Source organism: Sporosalibacterium faouarense, assembly GCF_016765695.1.
In the GTDB taxonomy this organism is placed as follows: domain Bacteria; phylum Bacillota; class Clostridia; order Tissierellales; family VENL01; genus Sporosalibacterium; species Sporosalibacterium faouarense.
In genome coordinates this window covers 1-20,984 of the sequence record NZ_JAETGO010000015.1, presented here as the reverse complement: position 1 = coordinate 20,984, position 20,984 = coordinate 1, and the positions used below count along the sequence as shown (strand labels likewise).

Annotated in this window: 16 protein-coding genes; 8 read left to right on the top strand and 8 right to left on the bottom strand. The window is 30.9% G+C overall.

The window, feature by feature from the left end; translation table 11 throughout:
- Positions 1-13 precede the first annotated feature (13 nt).
- From JMO20_RS01635 to JMO20_RS01620, 4 genes are all read right to left on the bottom strand, one after another.
- Entirely contained in the window at positions 14-1,438 is a 1,425-nt protein-coding gene (locus tag JMO20_RS01635) for an S-layer homology domain-containing protein (RefSeq protein ID WP_202707528.1), read from the bottom strand.
- Positions 1,439-2,370: 932 nt separating this feature from the next.
- Entirely contained in the window at positions 2,371-2,895 is a 525-nt protein-coding gene (locus tag JMO20_RS01630; RefSeq protein ID WP_207753405.1) for a chromate transporter, read from the bottom strand.
- A gap of 220 nt (positions 2,896-3,115) precedes the next feature.
- On the bottom strand, positions 3,116-4,351 hold the full coding sequence (locus JMO20_RS01625) for a DHHW family protein (RefSeq protein ID WP_202707526.1): 1,236 nt from the start codon (positions 4,349-4,351) through the stop codon (positions 3,116-3,118).
- Positions 4,352-4,362: 11 nt separating this feature from the next.
- Positions 4,363-5,532 (bottom strand): MBOAT family O-acyltransferase, encoded by a 1,170-nt coding sequence (locus JMO20_RS01620; RefSeq protein ID WP_279380033.1) that lies wholly within the window; start codon positions 5,530-5,532, stop codon positions 4,363-4,365.
- Between the two features lie 688 nt (positions 5,533-6,220).
- Between JMO20_RS01620 and JMO20_RS01615 the strand changes: the two genes are divergently transcribed.
- The 8 genes from JMO20_RS01615 to fsa all read left to right on the top strand — a co-directional run bounded on the left by JMO20_RS01615 (position 6,221) and on the right by fsa (position 16,432).
- The gene (locus tag JMO20_RS01615; RefSeq protein ID WP_202707525.1) at positions 6,221-8,521 is read left to right on the top strand and encodes a fibronectin type III domain-containing protein; all 2,301 of its coding nucleotides are present in this window, start codon (positions 6,221-6,223) and stop codon (positions 8,519-8,521) included.
- A gap of 116 nt (positions 8,522-8,637) precedes the next feature.
- Positions 8,638-10,626, top strand: coding sequence for an S-layer homology domain-containing protein (locus JMO20_RS01610; RefSeq protein WP_202707523.1), 1,989 nt, complete (start codon positions 8,638-8,640; stop codon positions 10,624-10,626).
- A 121-nt stretch (positions 10,627-10,747) separates the two neighbouring features.
- The gene (locus JMO20_RS01605; RefSeq protein WP_202707521.1) at positions 10,748-11,755 is read left to right on the top strand and encodes a MotA/TolQ/ExbB proton channel family protein; all 1,008 of its coding nucleotides are present in this window, start codon (positions 10,748-10,750) and stop codon (positions 11,753-11,755) included.
- A 39-nt stretch (positions 11,756-11,794) separates the two neighbouring features.
- A complete protein-coding gene (locus tag JMO20_RS01600) occupies positions 11,795-12,781 on the top strand; it encodes an OmpA family protein (RefSeq protein ID WP_202707520.1) in 987 nt (328 codons plus the stop codon).
- 307 nt (positions 12,782-13,088) lie between these two features.
- Positions 13,089-13,901 (top strand): 3-keto-5-aminohexanoate cleavage enzyme, encoded by an 813-nt coding sequence (gene kce / locus JMO20_RS01595; protein ID WP_202707519.1) that lies wholly within the window; start codon positions 13,089-13,091, stop codon positions 13,899-13,901.
- Positions 13,902-14,028: 127 nt separating this feature from the next.
- Positions 14,029-14,688: a hypothetical protein gene (locus tag JMO20_RS01590; RefSeq protein WP_202707517.1), complete on the top strand. Its 660-nt coding sequence runs from the start codon at positions 14,029-14,031 to the stop codon at positions 14,686-14,688.
- An 83-nt stretch (positions 14,689-14,771) separates the two neighbouring features.
- Positions 14,772-15,629, top strand: a complete 858-nt coding sequence (locus JMO20_RS01585; protein ID WP_202707515.1) for a class II fructose-1,6-bisphosphate aldolase — start codon at positions 14,772-14,774, stop codon at positions 15,627-15,629.
- Between the two features lie 158 nt (positions 15,630-15,787).
- Positions 15,788-16,432: a fructose-6-phosphate aldolase gene (gene fsa / locus JMO20_RS01580; RefSeq protein WP_202707513.1), complete on the top strand. Its 645-nt coding sequence runs from the start codon at positions 15,788-15,790 to the stop codon at positions 16,430-16,432.
- Between the two features lie 118 nt (positions 16,433-16,550).
- Here the strand turns inward: fsa and JMO20_RS01575 are convergent, their stop codons facing one another.
- From JMO20_RS01575 to JMO20_RS01560, 4 genes are all read right to left on the bottom strand, one after another.
- Positions 16,551-17,888 carry an amidohydrolase family protein gene (locus JMO20_RS01575; protein ID WP_202707511.1) on the bottom strand — a complete coding sequence of 446 codons (1,338 nt, stop codon included), beginning with the start codon at positions 17,886-17,888 and terminating at the stop codon, positions 16,551-16,553.
- Between the two features lie 25 nt (positions 17,889-17,913).
- Positions 17,914-18,375 carry a hypothetical protein gene (locus tag JMO20_RS01570; protein ID WP_202707509.1) on the bottom strand — a complete coding sequence of 154 codons (462 nt, stop codon included), beginning with the start codon at positions 18,373-18,375 and terminating at the stop codon, positions 17,914-17,916.
- On the bottom strand, positions 18,376-19,194 hold the full coding sequence (locus JMO20_RS01565) for a DUF3100 domain-containing protein (protein ID WP_202707507.1): 819 nt from the start codon (positions 19,192-19,194) through the stop codon (positions 18,376-18,378). It lies immediately after the preceding gene.
- Positions 19,195-19,524: 330 nt separating this feature from the next.
- Complete coding sequence (locus JMO20_RS01560; RefSeq protein WP_202707506.1) at positions 19,525-20,409, bottom strand: LysR family transcriptional regulator; 885 nt, start codon at positions 20,407-20,409, stop codon at positions 19,525-19,527.
- Between the last annotated feature and the right edge of the window lie 575 nt (positions 20,410-20,984).

Below are 20,984 nucleotides of genomic sequence, written 5' to 3'. Positions count from 1 at the left end.
TAATACTTCTAATTTATTCTAATGAAAAATAGAATTCTAAGCGATTGTATGGATTCTTAGGTACATCAATTCTATAGCCTGCTACATGATATGTCTTTCCGTAATCTTTATAGGCACTTCTGCCCCATACCCATTCTACATATTCTTCGAACATAAATTCAAATAGTTCCTTACCCTTTTCTTCGCCAAAACATACAACAAGACTTTCATGTAACATTTCCTTATATTCATCTTGATAGAACCTTTCATCATATTCATCGGGCATTAAATCAATTACCGAAATCATCATAAAGGCTTTTTTAGATAAGTTATCATTCACCTTATAATCTCCGTATGACACATCTTCATAATTTGGGAAAAAGTAATATCCAATATATTCATCATTTAATGCACCTACAGCATTTCTATGGAAAGCCAGTCTTATATATTTTAATTCCTTCCCATCTTCCGATTCTCCCCGAACATCAATATATTTGTCCTTTTCAACTGCATTATCTACAAAGAAGGATAATAGGTTATTTACTCTTTTACTGAAATCAGGAATATTATCCTCCTTTAGCTCCATAAAGTTTGGTTCAGTTTCATTCCAAAACTTACCGTCATATTCTAGCATATATTCAGCATCTTCTTTAATCCTAAAGTGGTTTAATCCATTGGTTTTTTCTGAGTAATCTTTATAATCTTCTTTAAAAAGTCCAGTTTCTAAATCTACAGCACTTTCATAGAAGTGCCACCAGTACATATCCACACCATCTTCATTAGTATGTTCCTTATGAAGTAAATCAGATAGCTTTATATCTTCTGTGTCTTTATCAGGTTTGGTTATTTCTATACCTTCAGGTATTTGCCTTATGTCAGGGTCTAATAACCTTGTTATTACCGTTGAAGCTTCTGCCCTTGTGGCAGTGCCTTGAGGGTCAAAGAATCCCCCATCTTTACCTGTAATAAGACCTAGTACATATGAATCTATTACTGATTCTTTGTAATAATCTGATATTGAATTATAGTCTTTTATAAGCTTTTTAATCTCTGTAATATTAATGTTCTCATTTTTTTCTTCATTTAAGTAAGTGGCATTAGTTATTATCTTAGCCATTTCTTCCCTGTTAATTGGTACGTTATATTTATCGAATTCATCTGATTCTATAAGTCCAAGGTCCATAGCTTTATTGATATAATTAGTAGCCCAATAGCCTTCTGCGTTCCCTGGACTATATCCAAGAGCTGTAACTACAAGTTTGATATATGAATCCCTTTGTATGGACTGGTTAGGTTTAAATGTTCCGTCGGGATAACCATCTATAATCCCTTTGTTAATTAGTTCTCTTATGTATGATTTAGCCCAGTGTTGACTTATGTCGGTTATTTCTCCATCTCCAAATGCTACAACTGGCAGTACTATTGCAACCATCAATATAATAACCAAAATTTTCTTCATTTAACATATACCCCCGTAAATATTTTTATATTTTACTTTATTATACACTTTTTGAAGAAATTTGTCGTCATATCTAATTGCTATTTATATGATTTGGCATATTGTGGGACAAAACATAATACAAATAAAATATTTATTTATATTTTTAAATATTATTAATTAATTTAGGTCAAAATAATTAAAATCAAATATATAATTAAAATTATTAATAAAAACATTAAATAAATCAATAAAAAAGGTTGACATTAGATACTACTAACCATATAATGTAATTACAAAGGAATATTAAATAATTTAATTAATAAATTAAATATATTAAGAACAACAAATAAATAATTAAATATTTACTTGCATTCACATAGAGATTTAACTTGAATAATAGTGGCTATAAATTCCATGAAAAATTATAATTAGGGAGGGAATAATAATGTTGTTCGATCAAATCAATAAAATGGAAAGAATATTTAATAAGAGGAAAGATGGATACGAAGAATATAAGAAGTTAGAATTAAGGAGGTTATAGATATGTTTGAAAATATTATGGATACTAAACCTATATTTAATAAGAATGTAGACAAAGGACTAGATGAATATAAAAAACAGGAATTAAGGATGAGATAATATATTAGAGTTCTTAATTGAAAGAAGAAATTTTCACTCCCCATAAATGTTGAAGAATTTGAATCATATAGAGGAAGCTAACTAGGGAAAAGATAATAAAGGAAAAGGGGAAAGTTAACTTGATAAGCTTAAATATAAAGCAATATGATAAGGATTAAGAAACTCTGGAAAACATAATGTTTGAAGGAGTTTTTTGTTGTCATCTAATATCATGTTAAGTGTCACATTAATAATCTTTATGAGTATAAGTAATATTGTTTAAGACTTAACATGATAAAAGATGATAATTCTATTATGTAAATATTAAAGCTTTACCCTAAGAATATTGCACCATAGGTAAGAGCGGCAACAATTAAGATAATAGGGTGAACATTGAAAAAGAAGATAGCTACAGCTGCTATTGCTGCAATAATTCCAGTCTGAATATTAGGAAAGGACTTTTGAGACATAGTCCAAACTACATATGCTATAAGAGCAACGACAACAGGTCTAACACCTCTCATCATTCCTTGCATCCACGGTTTATCTTTGAAGCTTAAATATACCTTAGCTAAAAGTAATATTGCTACGGTTGAAGGTATAAGCATAGCTAATAGTCCTATCAGTGATCCCAATAATCCACCAACTTTAAAACCAACTAAAGTAGCCATTTTTGTAGCTAGAGGGCCTGGCAATGTATTTGCTAAGGCTATAGCATCTGTGAATTCTTGTACAGACAGCCACTGGTATCTCTCTACTACCTCCTCTTGGATAAGAGGTAAGAAGGCAGGACCGCCACCAAAACCAAAGAGTCCTGGTCTTAAAAATGCTAAAAAAATCTTCCAATAAACACTCAAATTAGGTACCTCCTTTATTTATTCTATAAAATTTTAATATGCAATTTTCTTATTTGCAAATTAAATATAATTTTACTTTAAATTTTCCATGCAATCTCATTAAGTATATATTACTATTATATCCATATTTAAGAAATTGTCATGTAAGGTGATCTTTCTATTCATCGAATTCACTAGAATTAAAGCTCGAGATTATCTCGAGCTTTAATTGAAAATCATGTTATTTACTTAAATTTTCTAAAACCTTAGAATATCCATTTTTACTTGTTACATGAATTGTATTTAAGAATAATACCTCTCCGATATTGTTTTTCTCAATCAAATTGAATATATCCATATCAAAATGTCTAGGGTCTACTACATATATTTCTTCAAAATGAGGAATTAGAAATGGTGTAAAAGCATTACCGTAGGAATCTTTTATAATAAGAATCTTTCTACCGTTCTTGTTGGATGAAATTATTTTTGCTAAAGGTCTATCTCCACCAAGGAATATCCCATACTTACTCCCCTTTTCACCATCTTCAAAGCTCATATCAAATAAATCCGCAGATTCATAGTTATTAGTCTCCATGTTGTAAACTGAATATTGATACTTATCTAAATCCTTATGCATAAATACTTGAACAGTATCAGGATTAGAAGCAAGCTCTTCATTTAAAGCGTATCGCGTTCCTAAGAAATTATCTATGTTAATTACTTTATACATACTTAAATCAACGGGAGTTTCGCCTAGCTGTTTTATAAATCCAGTATAACCGTAGTAAGCACCCAGATCCGTCCAATGATGATCAGTTTTAAAATATAAATATTTATCACTGTTATTTTTTAAACTGTCATATATGTTTATAAACTCAACATTATCTTTGAGTTGCATATTAACATACTCTAAAGTAAAATCTTGTGGATCAGATAGACTTTTATATTTTTCATCTTTAATAAATTCAATCTGGTCAGGGACGAGTAAAGAGTATACTCTTACGCCATCATTTAACTTATTTCTAAACTTATTTATTGCATTAGCATAATTCTGTGCTTTTTCTGGATAGAATTTATGCAATGTTAAAGCTCTATTATCTTTAAAGAGAATCGTAACAGGGTCTTCATTTTCAGCATTCACATCAATTTTATCTAAATTATCAATTTGAGCAATATTATCCCCATAATTAGTAATAAGCTTTATATTGTCATCGCTTTTGACACCACGATAGGTATTGACAGTTTTGCTAAGCTTTACAAATGATTCTCGAAAAATAAAAGTATCTGCAAAATGTTCATCATATTCTTTTAAAAATAGGCCTTCTCTCAAAGCTTGAAAGGAGAACTCTGGCATCGGTTTTAAAACCCTACGCTCAATTTCTGAGATTTTGGGCTTATGAGGGTTTAGAATATTAACAATTGATAATGAAAAGATTATTATAATAAATACCACAATATTTAATCTATTTGCTTTCATAATATCACCCTTTAGAATCTAAAATATAAAAATGGATTATAGGTCTGTCCTACCAACAAAGCTGTTGACAAAAGTAACAATCCAGCATTTACAATTGTTCTTATATAACTAGGATCAAAGTTAAGAGTATCCGAATTCTTAACATAAATTGCAAAGCTTTTGACTAGGTTTTTAATTATAGGAGTACTTAGTACTATAGCTATAATGGCGAAATACAAGTTGTTCATGATGTAAATTTTCGTTTCAAGATTTATCAAATCAAAATTACCTAAGCCAAACATAATTTTTAATATATTTAAAGCATCACTTAAATTTGTAAAATAGAAGAATACCCATCCGACTAAAACTATTATGACGAAATAGAAGATTGAAAAAATCTTTGGTAATTTATTAAGTAGATTTGATAGGAATACTCTCTCGATAAATATCAGGATACCAAAATATAATCCCCATAATACGAAATTCCAACTGGCGCCATGCCATAAACCTGTTAAAAACCACACAATGAGTAGATTTCTAATATAATGTTTTCTATTCCCGCCTAGAGGTATATAGACATAGTCTCTAAAGAAACTACCAAGAGATATATGCCATCTTCTCCAAAACTCAGAAGCCGATTTTGAAATATATGGATAATTGAAGTTCTCTTTATAATCAAAGCCTAAGATCTTTCCTAATCCAATAGCCATATCTGAGTAACCTGAGAAATCAAAGTATATTTGGATTGCAAACATAAATATACCAAACCAAGCTCCTGCCACGGTATATTCCATCATGGTTCCACCTAGGAATTTGTCACTTAGCTCGCCAGCTATATTTGCAATAATAACTTTTTTAGATAGTCCTATTATAAATCTATTAATGCCTTTACTAAAGGAGCGAGAAGTAATCTTTCTATTGTCTATTTGTTTAGCTATATCTGTATATCTAACTATTGGCCCTGCAATCAATTGAGGGAACATTGACACATAGAGGAGCAGTTTAAAAGGAGACCTTTGAGCTGGTATTTTATCCCTATAAACATCAATCACATAGGATATAGTCTGGAATGTATAGAAAGAAATGCCAATAGGTAGATTGAAGGCATGAGTTTCTATATTTAGATTAGTCAGCATATTAAAATTATCCATGATGAACCCAGAGTACTTAAAGAAGCCAAGTAATCCTAAATTAACTATCAAAGAGGAAATAACGGCACCCTTACCTTTCCAATTATCTCTATGTTTCTCGGCTATTAATCCATGAAAATAATCTACAAAGCTACTAAAAAGAAGTAGAGAAACCCATACAGGCTCACCCCATGCATAAAAAGTTAGAGATATGAATATTAGAATATAATTCTTATACTTAATATTCTTTATGGAGAAATATAGAATTAAGCTAAGGGGTAAAAATAAATATAAAAAAGTTAAGCTTGAAAAAACCAGACTAATCACCTCCTTGATTACTGCTATTAACCTACGTAGTATTAATTTAAAAGTCCTTTTCAATTTTATCAAATATGTTACTTTTATTCAATTTGTATATTTATATAAATTGTTTCCAAGTATGAGAAAATGTAAAATTGTTCAGTAGAATAATTATGAATATATTTACTGAAGAGTCATAATTAATAATATAAATGCAGAAAATGGAACAAAAGAAATAAAGAATACGTCATATAATCAAGGGGTATATATTATTGAATTTAGTAATCATAGATAGTAATAGTTAGTTCGTCAATATAGAATATAGCAATGGTGAATGTCCATTGCTATATTTATTTAAAACATAGAAGGAGTTAGAGACATTTAATAGAAATATGATAGTATAGAATAAAGGTAAAAGTTATAATTAATGGGTAATAGATCTAAAAACAGGGAGGGTAATATGAATAAAAGAATATTTTCCATTTTATTAATACTTATGATAACTGTGAGTTTTTTCACTCCGCAGTTAGTAAATGCAGAAGAAAAATACGATGTAGCTATAGACTCTCAAAATGAGTTTTTAGATGCAGTTAAGGAAGCAATGCAGTCCTTTAAAGAAAAAATAAGCATTAAAGTAAATAATTATGATGATAATAAATTTGATTTTGAAAATGCAATTAATGAAGTAGTGATGCAAAACCCTGAAATTGATTATAACTATGGCGGAGCGTCAATAAGTATGAGAAGTTATTATACATATCAGAAGTATAGAGTCATAGATATATATTTTAGATACCGTGGCTCAGAAGAAGATCTGGATAAGATGACTGACACTAATGATTACATTGAGTTTAAAGAGGCTATTGTGAAAGGACTAAACAATTTTGATGACAAGATGTTAATTAAAGTTAAGGACTATAATGATGAAATATTTAATTTAGATGATGCAATTTATACAATTTTAAGTGAAGTTCCTGACCTAGATTATGGAATTCTGAGCTGGTCTAATACAATGTATGGAGAAGGTAAAGATAAGCTCTTAGAGATATATATGAATTATAGCTATTCTAAAGAAAAAATGGAAGAGATGAGAGCCGCTGTTGATAAGAAGGCGAAATTTATAATTGAAACCGTTATTAAGCCTGATATGAATGATTTTCAAAAAGAATTGGCTTTACATGATTATGTTATAAACAATACAGTTTATAATACAGACTATGAAAAAGATGTTATTTTACCAGAGGATGAACATACGGCTTACGGAGTTCTAATAAAAGGTAAGGGCGTATGCTCTAGTTATGCTAAGGCAATGCATAAGCTTCTAGATATGGTAGATATTGAAAGTTATTTTGTTACGGGAACAGGATTAGGAGAGCCTCATGCTTGGAATATAGTTAAAATCCAGAATAATTACTATCATTTAGATGCAACATGGAATGATACTGTAGACCCTAATAAAATAAGTCATGATTATTTTAATCTAACTGATGCTCAAATGTCAGTAGACCATAATTGGAATACATTAGATTATCCAAGGTGTACTAGCACATTATTTTCTTACAGTAATATTGAAAAAATACTTTCAGGAGAGATTGAGTTTACTACCCCTGAGACTAAAGAATCTAATAAAACAGTAAAGGAACTGCCTAATAATACAATAGTTATTGGAGAAAAAGCCTTTGATTTAGATTTTGCCAATAATACTGACAATTTAAGTGTGATGTATAACGCATTGACACAAGAGGATAAAACCAATATATATGTGAAGATTAATAATAATTGGTTTAAATTAGATGGATCTGATGCTACAGTATACAATCTTACCGACTTAAGCTATACAATGGATGGTTTTAACTATGTGACATACAAGTCTATTGAAGATACTAAACCATATCAAGATGAGAAGGATAAAGTAGTAGTTAGCCTTGAGAATCTTATAGCTGGCAGTAAAATCACAATTGATTTAGAGAATAGGGGTAAGGTTGACTATCCAAATGCAGATAAATTTAGTTTGATAAACACAGATGAAATTGCTAATCTTGGAGAACCTTTATTTGTATTTCCCAGTAGAGAGGCTGGTGATTTAATAAAAGTCCAATTATATACAAGTTCAGATGAAATTATTACCACTCTAAATGTAGCGATTATTGAAGATATACAAAGACCAACCAACCTGAAGGCAGAGGCCATTTCTGATAATGAAATGCAGCTTAGCTGGGATAAGGTTGAAGGAGTAGATTATTATCACTTATATGAAAGCGAATCTGCAAATGGACCATATGTACCATATACTGATAGTGAAGGGAATAAGGAAGAATACTATTGGTTTTCAGACTATTGCGTGAAGATATACGATATAGCTCCAGATACTACTCTTTATTTCAAGGTTACAGCTGTTAAAAATGGAGAAGAATCAGATTTTAGTAATATAGACAGTTCAACTACTTTTTCTAACATGGATGAAGATGCCATATCAGTTATAAAAGATGGACATTTTTATCAATATCCACAGCTAACTATAGAAGAAGCTTTTGATAATTATTTCAATAATCCTAATTGGGAATACTTTAAGTCCGATGATGATTATGATGTAGTGGAATTTAAAGGGGAATGCTATTACAATAATGAATTAGTTGAGATATTATTACAATTTACGGTTAATGTTGATGATGAAACTTTTTATGTAAATTATAAGGAAATGGATGGAGATGGAATGACAAATGATAATTTTTTAGAACTTCTAGAAAATATATATAAATAAACAGCAAAAAAATTGATTAACTGGGAAGATAATACTATTTTTGATATGATAGAAGGATTTACTTAAAATATATAGAATAACTATCATTATAAAACAACTTAAAGGAGGAGGAAAAGATGAATTTTAGAAGTAACAAAATGACAAAAGTGTTCACAGTATTATTAGTTATTACTATGGTGATTTCTACTATGTCTTCAGTATTTGCAGCACAGAGATTTACAGATGTACCTGATGGTCACTGGGCTAAAGAACATATAGAGAAAATGCATGAGTTGGGTATCATGACAGGGGATGAGGATTTTGCTACCTTTAAGCCTGATGAAAAAGTAGGAGAATTAGAAGGTATAGTAGCTATTGCTAAGCTAATAGATGTGGATGTTGAGTTAGCAAGCAAGGCCATTGAATATAATAAAGATTTTTTAGAAGAGATGAACATATCTAATGAAGATAAAAAATCAGTAGCTATCGCACTATCTGCTGGAATTATTTCTAAAAGTTCTTTGAAACAAATTTTAGATGATAAATCTTCAGAATATATTACTAAAGTAGATGCATGCATATTCTTGGCTAGGGCCATGAATCTACAAGAAGAGGTTGATGACAAAGAATTAGTATTCCTTCCTTTCACTGATGTAGAATTAATTCCTAAAAACCAAGAAGCATATATAGAGGTTATGATGGATCATGGCATAGTAAGTAAACAAGGGGATGAAGAAGGCAAGTTTAATCCAGAATCCTCTGTTAGTAGAGCTGTAATGGCAACAATGCTTTCGAGAGCCTATGATTACATACAAGAAAATAATATAAAAATTTCACTTGGAGAAGATAATCAGCAAGGTGACAGTGATAATGGAGATAGAAATTCTGATGAAGATGAGGATATAGATAATAATCAAGACGAGGAAGATGAGGATGTTAGTGAAGATGAAGATAATTCTTCTAACGAAGAGGAAGTAGAAACATTTAAGATCACTGGAACAGTAACAGGAACCTTGAAAACTAAAGATACTATAAATATAAAGATACTAAGGGATAATGGAGAGGAAATATTATATCAAGCTAAATCAGATATAAATACAGTATTGGATGGAGAAGAGATAGATGTTTTAGATATCACTAAAGATGTAGTGGTTGAGGCGGAAGTAACAGAGCATAATGAAGTACTTTCAATTAATGGTACAAGCTTTGAAGGTCAATATACAGGTAAAATTACATCTCTTGCCAATGTATTGGTGCCATTTGTCATTATAGACACAGAAAGTGGAGATGGAGAAATGGCATTCTATGGTGCTGATGATATGATTGTTCTTTTAAATGGAAATGAGGTAGATTTTAATGACCTTAAAAGAGGAGATTATGTTGACATAAAAACTACAGATGATGAGGTAATTAAGATTGTTGCTCAGAGTAAAAATAAAAATTTCCATGGAATATTGCAAAGAGTAGACTTTGAAGGGCAACCTTTAATAGTCGTAAATGATAATGATACACTAAAGGAATTTAAATTTGATGATAACACTCAAATTATTAGGAATGGTAAGGAAATTCCATTTATTGACTTAAAGCTAGGTGATGACATTAAGGTCTATACAGAGTATAACAAAGTAACTAAAGTTGTGGCAGAAGTAGTTAGAACTCAGACCAGTGGAATTCTAAGCTCGATTTTAATTGCCAATACTTCTAAAGTTACTATAACTAATAATGAAGGTAAAGAAACCGAGTATATAGTAGCAAGTGGAGCAGATATAAAAATTGAAGGCAAGTATAAGGCGATTTATGACCTTAGATTAGGACATAAGGTTAATATGGAGCTAGAAGGAAATGTAATAGTTAGCCTAAGTGCAGAAAAGATTGAACAAGAAACTAGGTATATTGGTCACTTGATATATACTAATGAAGATTCGCAAGTCATTGTAATAAAAACTGATGATGGACAGAATAAAATGATAAATACTACAAAGGATACACGTATTATAGATGTTGAAGGTAAGAATAGAGATATGGATTCATTAGATATAGGAGATGAATTATTGGTAGTTTGTAACCATGACGAAGTAACATTTATTGCTAAAAATATTGTAATCATGAGAAAAAATGAAGATTAAATAAAAGATAAAGTGGAACGAAAAAAATTATCTTTCGTTTCACTTTTGTTTTAAATTATTGATAAATGGTATAATTAATATGAGACAAGCCATGAATTTAACTTTAAAGGAGGAATTAACTTTGGTAGAGATTTTAACAAGCTTATCGGTACCAGCTAAGATAATTATAGTTGCAATATTAGCTATAATGGCAACTTCTTTTATATCAACCTTATCAATCAGAAAGAGATATAAGAGAATTGGAGAAGATTTAAAGAATGAATTAAATATAGAGAGTGAATCTTTTAATTATGAAGTACTTAATTCGTCATTAGAGGATTATAAAACAGCAGCGCAATCAAACCCTAATGAAGTTAATACTCAAGCAATAATTGAAAAGAATTTCCATGAATATCATAATGGATTGAGCTTAGGAGAAAGATTTGTAAAAAGCTCAGTGTCAATAATGATCATTTTAGGATTATTAGGAACATTTTATGGACTTACCCTTTCAATAGGTGATTTAGTAGACTTCCTTAGTGAAAGTGCTAGTACAGAGGTATTAAACAGTATTGATGCATTGGTTCAAAAGCTAATTAGCTCAGTACAAGGTATGTCAGTTGCCTTTATCACTTCTTTATTTGGTATAGCTTCATCAATAATAATAACACTAATCAATATTATTATTAGTATTGAGGACTCTAGAGAGTCAGTAATGGTGAAAATAGAAGAGTATTTAGACAACAATATAGCATTAAAATATGCAAGAGTAAGCTCCGGATCTGGACAAGCAAATGGTATGAATACAGATTTTGCAGATAAATTTGCTGAAAAAGTGGAAGAGAGACTTAAAGATGTGTTTGATAATTTAGGTAACCAGTTAATAGCTGTAACCTCATATAATCAAAACTCATCAGAAGGATTACTCAAGAGTGTTGAAAAATTTGATAAGTCATTGCAGACTTTTAGTGAGAACACAAGAGACTTTACAGAGTTTAACTATAATTTAAGAACAAATATTGAAAGAATGGATATTAGCTTTGCTGACTTAGTGCAAGACTTAAAAAGGAGCACTAGAGACTTTGCAAAGAGTCATGAAACAATTAAAGAATTAAGTGAAAATATTGATAAACTAGCCAATAAACTATAGAAAACTACTACCCAATTGACGATAAAGGGGAGATAATATATGAAAGCAAGAAAGAGAAGGTTTCAAAAGAATGGAGAAGCCCAAAATTTCTGGCCTTCCTTCACGGATATGATATCTACTATAGCCTTAATCTTATTTTTCCTCATGATTCTTGCATATGTACAAAACATGGTTACAGGGAGTAATTTAGATTATGCAAAGCAACAACTTGAGGATACACAAGACCATCTAGATAATACATTAGGTCAACTACAAGATACACAGCAAAGACTAGAAGAATCAAATTCTGAAATAAGTAGAGCTGAAAAAAATCTACAGCTTCTAGAAGATAAGATTGATAAGGTTAGAGCAGAGGTAGAGCGTGGAGAAGATGCATTGAAACTATCAGAACAAAAAATAGAAGACCAGAAGGAAATTATAGCTGAAAGTAATCAAGAGCTAGGAAGACTTAGGAGTAAACTAGAAGGTATAGCATTACTTAGACTTGATGTTTTAACTAAGGTAAAGGATTCAATAGAAGAAGAATTAAGTAAAAATAGAGATAATGATCAAGATTTAGTTTATATAGCAGATAATGGTAATATAATAATTGATGAAGGCTTAGTTTTTGATTTTAACTCTGCTGAAATTAAAAATGAAGGTAGAGACCTTTTAGACGAGTTAGCTGTAGCCTTTGAGAATGTTTTGGATGAATCTGATGTTAGAGAAAATATTGATGCTATAAGTATACAGGGACATGCAGACAGCAACGGTACAGCAGAACATAACAGAGAGCTATCATCATTAAGGTCAGTTTCAGTTGTAGATTATTTACTTAATGCTAATTCTCAGCTTGAAGATAAATACGCTAGCTATTTTGTAGCTAGTGGATATTCTGAATTTAGACCTATTGCATCAAATAATACTGAAGAAGGCAGAGCTAAGAATAGAAGGATAGAGATATCGGTAATTCTAAAGGATTCTAATATAAGGAATATACTTGATGACTACTTAGAAGACTCAATGGATGTATTTGATGATAATTAAAAGTTATAGATTTAAGATTTAAAGATAAGAGTTTTAGAAGTGACTAGCTTACCCTAGTCATTTCTTTTTTGAAAAATTATATAAATGGCTATATGGTATATATAAAGAGGGTTAATGGAGATAGTTAAAGTTAAAGATTAAGTTAAAGCAAAACCATTAAATTAGCTTAAATATGAAGTAGTAACTTTAAGTTATTATCTCCCCTTGTTTTCTATTTGAATTATTATGTATAATGAGAATGGAATATAATTGTTGGTAAAAGTATCTAATTTTGAATTTCATTAAATTAATAAAGGGGTGTGTGAATATGGAAAAATTAATAATAACTGCTGCTTTAACTGGAGCTGAGGTAAATAGAGAGGTACAACCTAATCTTCCCCTAACTCCTGATGAAATAGCAGAAGCGGCTTACGAAGCATATAAGGCAGGAGCATCTATAGTACATATACACGCAAGAGACGAAGAAGGGAAGCCTACACAAAGCTATGAAGTGTATAAGGAAATTAAAGAAAAGGTAGAAGCAAAATGTCCTGTAATATTTCAACCATCTACTGGAGGAGCGACATGGCATTCTCCAGAAGAAAGATTACAACCAGTAGATTTACAACCAGAAATGGCAACATTAAGCTGTGGAACCTGCAATTTTGGGTCAGATGTTTTTATGAACTCTCAGGAATATATGGAGAAATTTGCTCAGAAGATGAAAGATCTGGGAGTTAAGCCTGAGGTAGAAGTATTTGAAAGAGGTATGATTAATAATGCTTTAAGGTTAGTAAGAAAAGGTTTTCTTGATACTCCTATTCACTTTGACTTTGTAATGGGTGTTCCAGGAGCAATAACTGGAGAAATAAGGGACTTATTATATCTAGTTGAAAGCATTCCTAAAGATTCCACATGGACTGTTGCAGGCATTGGAAGACATGAACTTCCTTTAGCCAATATGGCAATTCTTTTAGGAGGACATGTTAGAGTAGGATTTGAAGATAATATTTATTATAATAAGGGAGAGCTTGCGAAATCAAACGCTCAATTAGTTGAAAGAATAGTAAGACTAGCTAAAGAATTAGGTAGAGAAGTTGCTACACCTGATGAAGCAAGAAAAATACTAAATATTAAATAATCTATTTTAAATGAGGACTTTTCAGTCCTCTTATTTTTTTGAAATTCTTTATTTTATTTTTTAATTTAAAATGAAGAAGGAATTTTTTATAAAGTGAAGAAGTGGTATATAGTAGGGAGGTGCTGAGGTGTTAATTAATACAAATATAGCATTTGCAATAAGATGTGACGTATGTAATAGATTAGAAATTCGAAATATTTCCATATTTGATTTAGCTAAAGGGAAAAGTATTAAATTGAGCTGTACTTGTTGTCACACAAATGCTATAGTAAAGAGTGAAAATAATAAAACATTTAGGATTGAAGTCCCTTGTTTTGCTTGTCAAGACACCCACGTCTTTACTTATAATGTTAAACAGTTTTTCAAGGGAAATATAGTTGCTAGATGTATAGAAACAGGAATGGAAATAGGATTTATAGGAAAATATAAGGATATACAAAGAATAATTGCTGAATACGAAACCAATTCTTTTGATGCCATAAATGAGCTTGGATTCTTTGACTATTTCGATAACTGTGATATAGTTATGAAAGCAATAAATAAAATAAGAGAGCTTGAGTTGGAGGATAAAGTTTATTGTGATTGTGATATGGGCAATGTTAAAATAGACTTATTTCCTGATAGAATAGAGCTTACTTGTATAAATTGTAATAGTGTTCAAATGATATATGCTCAAAATGAAGACGATTTAAAGAATTTATTAGGTAAAGAAAGAATTGTTTTACATAATAATTCTCTTAGATGTATTGATGCAATAAATTTGAATAATGACAATTATAATAAATAAAACAACCAGTATTTATAATATAATAAAACGAGAGTTGTTTATTAAATAAAAATGTATTTATGTACAAAAGGAGGATAAAGAAAATGTTAGTAACAGGTAAACAAATATTAGATCATGCTAATGAAAATGGATATGCAGTAGGTGCATTCAATGTAAATAATATGGAGATAGTACAGGCTATAATAAATGCTGCTGAGGAAACTCAATCACCAGTTATATTACAAGCAAGTCAAGGAGCTCTTAAATATGCAGGTGTAGAATATATATCTGCAATGGTAAAGGTAGCAGCTGATAATGCATCAGTACCAGTAGCTCTACACCTTGACCATGGTACAGACTTTAAACAAATCATGCTTTGCTTAAGAAATGGATTTACTTCTGTTATGATTGATGCTTCAAAGCATTCTCTAGATGAAAATATCAAAATAACAAAGGATATTGTTGATATCGCCCATGCAGTTGGAGTTTCAGTGGAAGCTGAGCTTGGTAAAATTGGTGGAACTGAAGATGATATAACTGTAGCTGAAAAAGATGCTACTATGACAGATCCAGATGAAGCTGCTAAGTTTGTAGAGTCAACAGGATTAGATTATTTGGCTATAGCAGTAGGAACTGCCCATGGACCATATAAAGGTGAACCAAAGCTAGATTTTGATAGAATTAAGACAATTAAAGAGAGACTTAATATTCCATTAGTTCTTCATGGATCTTCAGGAGTGCCAGAAGAAAGTATCAAGAAAGCAGTTGCTAATGGAATAAACAAAATCAATATAGATACTGATATAAGAATGTCATTTAACAAAGGTGTAAGAGACTTTGCTAATGAAAATCCAGATGTTTATGACCCAAGAAAGCTTTTAGGACCAGGAAGAGAAGCTGCACAGGCAGTTATAGCTGAAAAAATGAACATGTTTGGATCTGCTGGAAAGGCATGGAGATAGTTGAAAATAAGACTCTCGCTATTCCGGTTTTTAAGTGATTTAACTTATTAAATAAATGAAAAATCACTTAAAAAAGTCACAGCTCAAGAGTTATTTTCAATTTGGAGTAAGAAGAGTTATTTTGGTTTTGATAGTTTAAAAGGAGGCTTTCATCTATTATGAAGCTATTTATTGATACAGCTAATGTTGATGAAATCAGAGAGATTAATGATTGGGGAGTAATCTGTGGTGTTACAACTAATCCTTCTCTTATAGCAAAGGAAGGAAGAGATTTCAAAGAAGTCGTACAAGAAATCACAGAAATTGTTGATGGTCCCATAAGTGCAGAGGTTATTGATCTTAAAGCTGAAGGTATGGTAAAAGAGGCTGAAGAGCTAGCTAAGATACATGACAATATAGTTATTAAGATACCTATGACGAGTGAAGGCTTGAAGGCTGTAAAAGAGTTATCCAATAAAGGAATCAAAACTAACGTTACATTAGTATTTTCTGCAAATCAAGCTTTGTTAGCAGCAAGAGCAGGAGCATCATACGTAAGTCCATTTATAGGACGAATGGATGATATAGGTAATCCTGGAATGGAAATCGTAGGAGATATAGCTGAAATATTCTCCATTCATGGTATTGAAACAGAAATAATAGCTGCAAGCATAAGACATCCGCAACATGTAATGGATGCAGCAAGAGCTGGGTCCCATATTGCAACGATTCCTTATAAAATATTTAATGCTATGACAAAGCATCCCATGACTGATAAAGGAATAGATAGATTCCTAAAAGATTGGGAAGGTGTAGGAAAATAAAAAAATATATAAAGTTTTAATTAAGTATACTATATTAAAACAAAAGGTGTTTCTTAAGCTTGAGAAACACCTTTTATTTGTATTAAGAATATCACCCGTTGAGCGGGTGACTATAATTTTAGTATCCTGCCCTTGAAATAATTTTTTTCATTTTAATCTTACTTTCTGCAATGATTTTTTCTTCATCTAAAGTAAGAACCTCACGATTTTTCATGACAATCTTACCGTTTATTATGGAATCTGTTACATCGTGACCATCTGCTGCTTCCACGATAGTGTTTACTAAGACTTGAGAAGGAGTTATATGTGGTTGATCAATATTTATTAGAATTAGGTCTGCTTTTTTTCCTACTTCTATTTTACCTAAGATATCTCCATGCTGGATTGCATTAGCTCCGCCTTGAGTAGCCATTTTTAGCAGAGTAGAACAAGTAAGAACAACAGGGTCAAAAACAGTTAGTCCCCAATAAGCCATTGTTCCATAACGCAATACTTTCATTTCATCAAATAGGTTCAAGTTAGATGGAGCTGCACCATCACATCCTAGACCTACTGAAATACCTGATTCTAATATGCGTGGTGTTTTAGGAAAACCATGATTGGCTAAGTTTGCTCTTGGGCAATGAATAACCTTAACTCCTTTTGTTGAAAGTAATGTAATATCATGTTCTGATAACACTACATTATGAGCAGTTAAAAGATTTGGTCCTAATGCACCTAAATCATTTAAGAATTCTGCAGGACGTTTTTTATAGTTTTGAAGACAAAAGCTGACCTCATCTTTATGTTCACACAAATGAGCATGAATTCCTGTATTATATTCCTTTGCTTTTTCAACAACTGTACGTATTAATTTTTCAGAGCAAGTCATTACTTGACGAATTGCAAACCAAACATCTATTCTTCCATCTCCAGAACCCTGATATGATTTGTATAATTCTTCTGTATGAGAGATTGCTTCATTTGCTGTTTCCTTCATCGTACCTATAATGGAGGAACCCATATCCATAGTAGACTTAGCGATAGCAGCTCTCATGCCAGATTCGATTACTGCATCTGCCACCCTATGCATATGTACTCCGCCAGAGTCTGCAAAAGCAGTTGTACCGGATTTTATCATTTCTAAACAAGATAGCTGTGCACTTATGTAAGAATCTTCTGGATTTAAGTTACTTTCAAAAGGTACTAAATATCTAGTCCAAACCATAGGATATTCATCTGAGACTCTTCCCCGTAATAATTGCTGACAAGTATGAGTATGTCCATCAATAAACCCTGGCATTAGCAGTTTTCCTTTGCCTGCAATTATTTCTATTGGTTCATATTTTTGTTCTATTTCTTTGATTTTTCCGATATCAACAATTATAGTATCATTTATTGCTACAGAACAATCAGTAGAGATAGTAAAGTCTGGATTCAAAACTTGACAATTTTTAATTAAAATATCACATTTCATAAATTATCGCCTCGATTTTTAAAAGTTATATAGCTCCAGTAAGCCTTAGTACTACTTGAGCTACTAGCGCAGACCCTAAAAAAGTTCCTGCTATAATAAATATTGTTAAAATTACTAGTTTCCACCCCATCTTTGCAAAACTTTTTATATCTTTTCCTAGAGAAATCCCTGCAAATGCACCTAAAGCAGTGGTAGGTGCTAAAAAAGCAGCTTGAGATGTTGAATTTATAATAAAATCTTTTATCGGTGAGATAGGAGAAGCTAATAATAAGCCTAACAATGAAATATACATCATAGAGGGTAGTTTAACAAATTTGCTCATAAATTTGCTCACAGTAAGTCCAGTTAATGCTATGATACTTAAAATTCCTATACCGATAATGGAATTTTTTATTGTCATATTATAGCCTATGATATTTGTTAGGATAATAATTATGGATACTATAAATAATAGACCAAGTTGCTGAACAAAATATTTTCTTACCAACTAAGCCACCCCCTTTTTCTTTCTAAAATGTTCTAGTTTTGGTTCTAGAATCTTGTACAATTTTGTGGTTATAGGTAATGCGATAAAAGTTCCTATATAGATACCTGTAATACCTGTTAACATATCACTAGCTCCACCTAAAACCAATATCTGATCAGAAAATTCAGGATAAATAGTACCTAAGGTTCCTGCTCCAGCTGACATCATCGATCCACTCCCTATACCAGATGCCATTCCAAGAGCTAATGGATGGAAAATCCCCCAAGAAGCAACTATGTTTACAAAAAGGCTCATAAAGATTGTACCAATTACTGAGCCCACAATGTATACTGCAAATGTTCCCTTTGTTTCAGGCGCATCTGGTCCATAGATATCTGTTGTTAAACCAAGATTTGAGTCTCGATTGATAGAATAACATGCACCGATTGATTCTCTCTTAAGTCCTAGTAAAAGTGCTAATGGTAAAGAAATAACTATAGTAGCTAAATTACCGAATTCTTGGAGAATTAATGCTGGACCAACTTCTACTAGTTTTGATAAATTTGCTCCTGCAGATACCCCCATCTTGGCCATAAATGGTGCTAATGCTACTAAAACAAGGCTTCCTCCTAGTTTTGATTCTTTCAAATCAAATAGTTTTAATGTATCTGGCCCTAATAATCCCCCAACAATTGTTGCAAAAACCATTGGAAGAATGGTGAGTGTTCCTAAACCTATGTTAAAGCTTAATGTTCCAATGGAATCTAGGATAATAGAAATTACTACTGCAACTACGTATACTTTCCAGTATTTTCTTACGACACTTTTTATAAATGTCAATTTTTCCCCCTCCTTAATATAAATTTAGAATAATACTTTTGGAGAACGTTTTCTCCAATCTTGGAATTTTTCTTATTCACCCCCATTGAAAAATTATTTTTGATGAATCTTGGAAATCTTATAGGTAGTTGAAACAATATTTGTATAAACGATATGAATATTTATGTAAAAAATTGTATATATAAAGGATGTGTTTTTTTATGATTAGTTTTTATGATGAGGTATAAACGCTGTTTGTTAATTTAAAGTCATTATAACATAAGTATATTTATTAAAAAACGACAAAAAAAAGATACATACCCATCGATTAAATCGATGGGTATGTATCTTTCAAAATAGCATTTTTAAGAAATAAGTATATTGTTGAAATATACCTGATATTTTGAAATTGCTTTTAGTAATCCAGCCAATATCAACATTAGATTCATCTTGTATTGGTATGGTGAGTATGTCATCGTTAAGGTTATATCCACTTCCAACTAGATAAGCATCTGTGGATTTTATAATTGAATATACAGCTGCACGATCGTTTGCATATATAATTTTTCTCATGTTATGATGATTAGAATTAGACTCTGTAAATATTGTAGTGCTATTAATAGCTTGATCGTAAGTAATAAATGGATATTTTTCTATTTGTTTAATATATACTGAAGTTTTTTCACATAGAGGATGTCCTTTTCTCACATATATATGAGGTTTTTGAAAAGTAATATGATTAAAGCTTAGATTTTTTGTTTTTAGTTCCTGTTCCATAGCACTTTTACTTCTTTCTGTATAGTAAATAACACCTATATCAGAAATACCCTTTTCTACATTTTCCAATACCTCTTGAGTTTTGCATTCCAAAAAACCTAATCTGTAATCCAAGTCTTTTATGATATTAAAAAGCTTTAAGAATGCATCTAGGCTATTAATATGATGTTGAGATGAAACACAAAATCTTTGACTTTTAATATTTTTTCTAGAATATTTTTCTTCGACAAGCTGTGTCTGATACAATATGCGTTCTAAATCAACTAACAGCTCTTCTCCTTCTCTAGTTAAAACAACTCCTTTACTGGTTCGCCGAAAAATAGTAATTCCGTATTCGAACTCTATATTCATGATTGCATTAGATATACTAGACTGGGATACATATGATTCCTTTGCAGCTTTGCTAATAGAGCCTAAATCTGCTACGCTAAGTAAATATCGTATTTGTTGTAGCTTCATATTATACCTCCATTTATCAAAGAAATATTATTTTAAATTAATAGTTGACCTAATTTTATTTTGCCTTAATTCAAGTTATTTTGCAAATAAAAAATAAAACAATGATGCAGAATTAGTATATGTATTTGCAGGAGAGCTCTTGCTTTCAGATTCATTTTTTTATTGTCTAGGAAAATATGAGATTTTTGATATAATAAGTATGGTAATAGCCCTTGAAATAAAAGAACTAAAGTTTAAATGCAAACTTGGACTAGTTAGTAAATGGAAGAGTAACGATTTATTATGAAAGAGATGAAGATAGTAACAGAGTAGAGAAGGAAATGGATGCACTTGAGATTATTTAACAAGGAGAATATGATAGAATTAAGAAGCGGGGATTTCTTTCTCTGCCTTTTCTTGTGAATAAAAGCCAATAAGAAGCAAATTATAAAGGGAGAACACTCTATTATTGACATAGTAGTAAGCTAAAACCATATAAAATATTAGAGTTTTGAAATGAGATTAACAACATAAGTGAACTACTCACCACTTGCTCACGCAGAAGTGGGAGCTTCTAGAATCAAGTGCTAGAACTT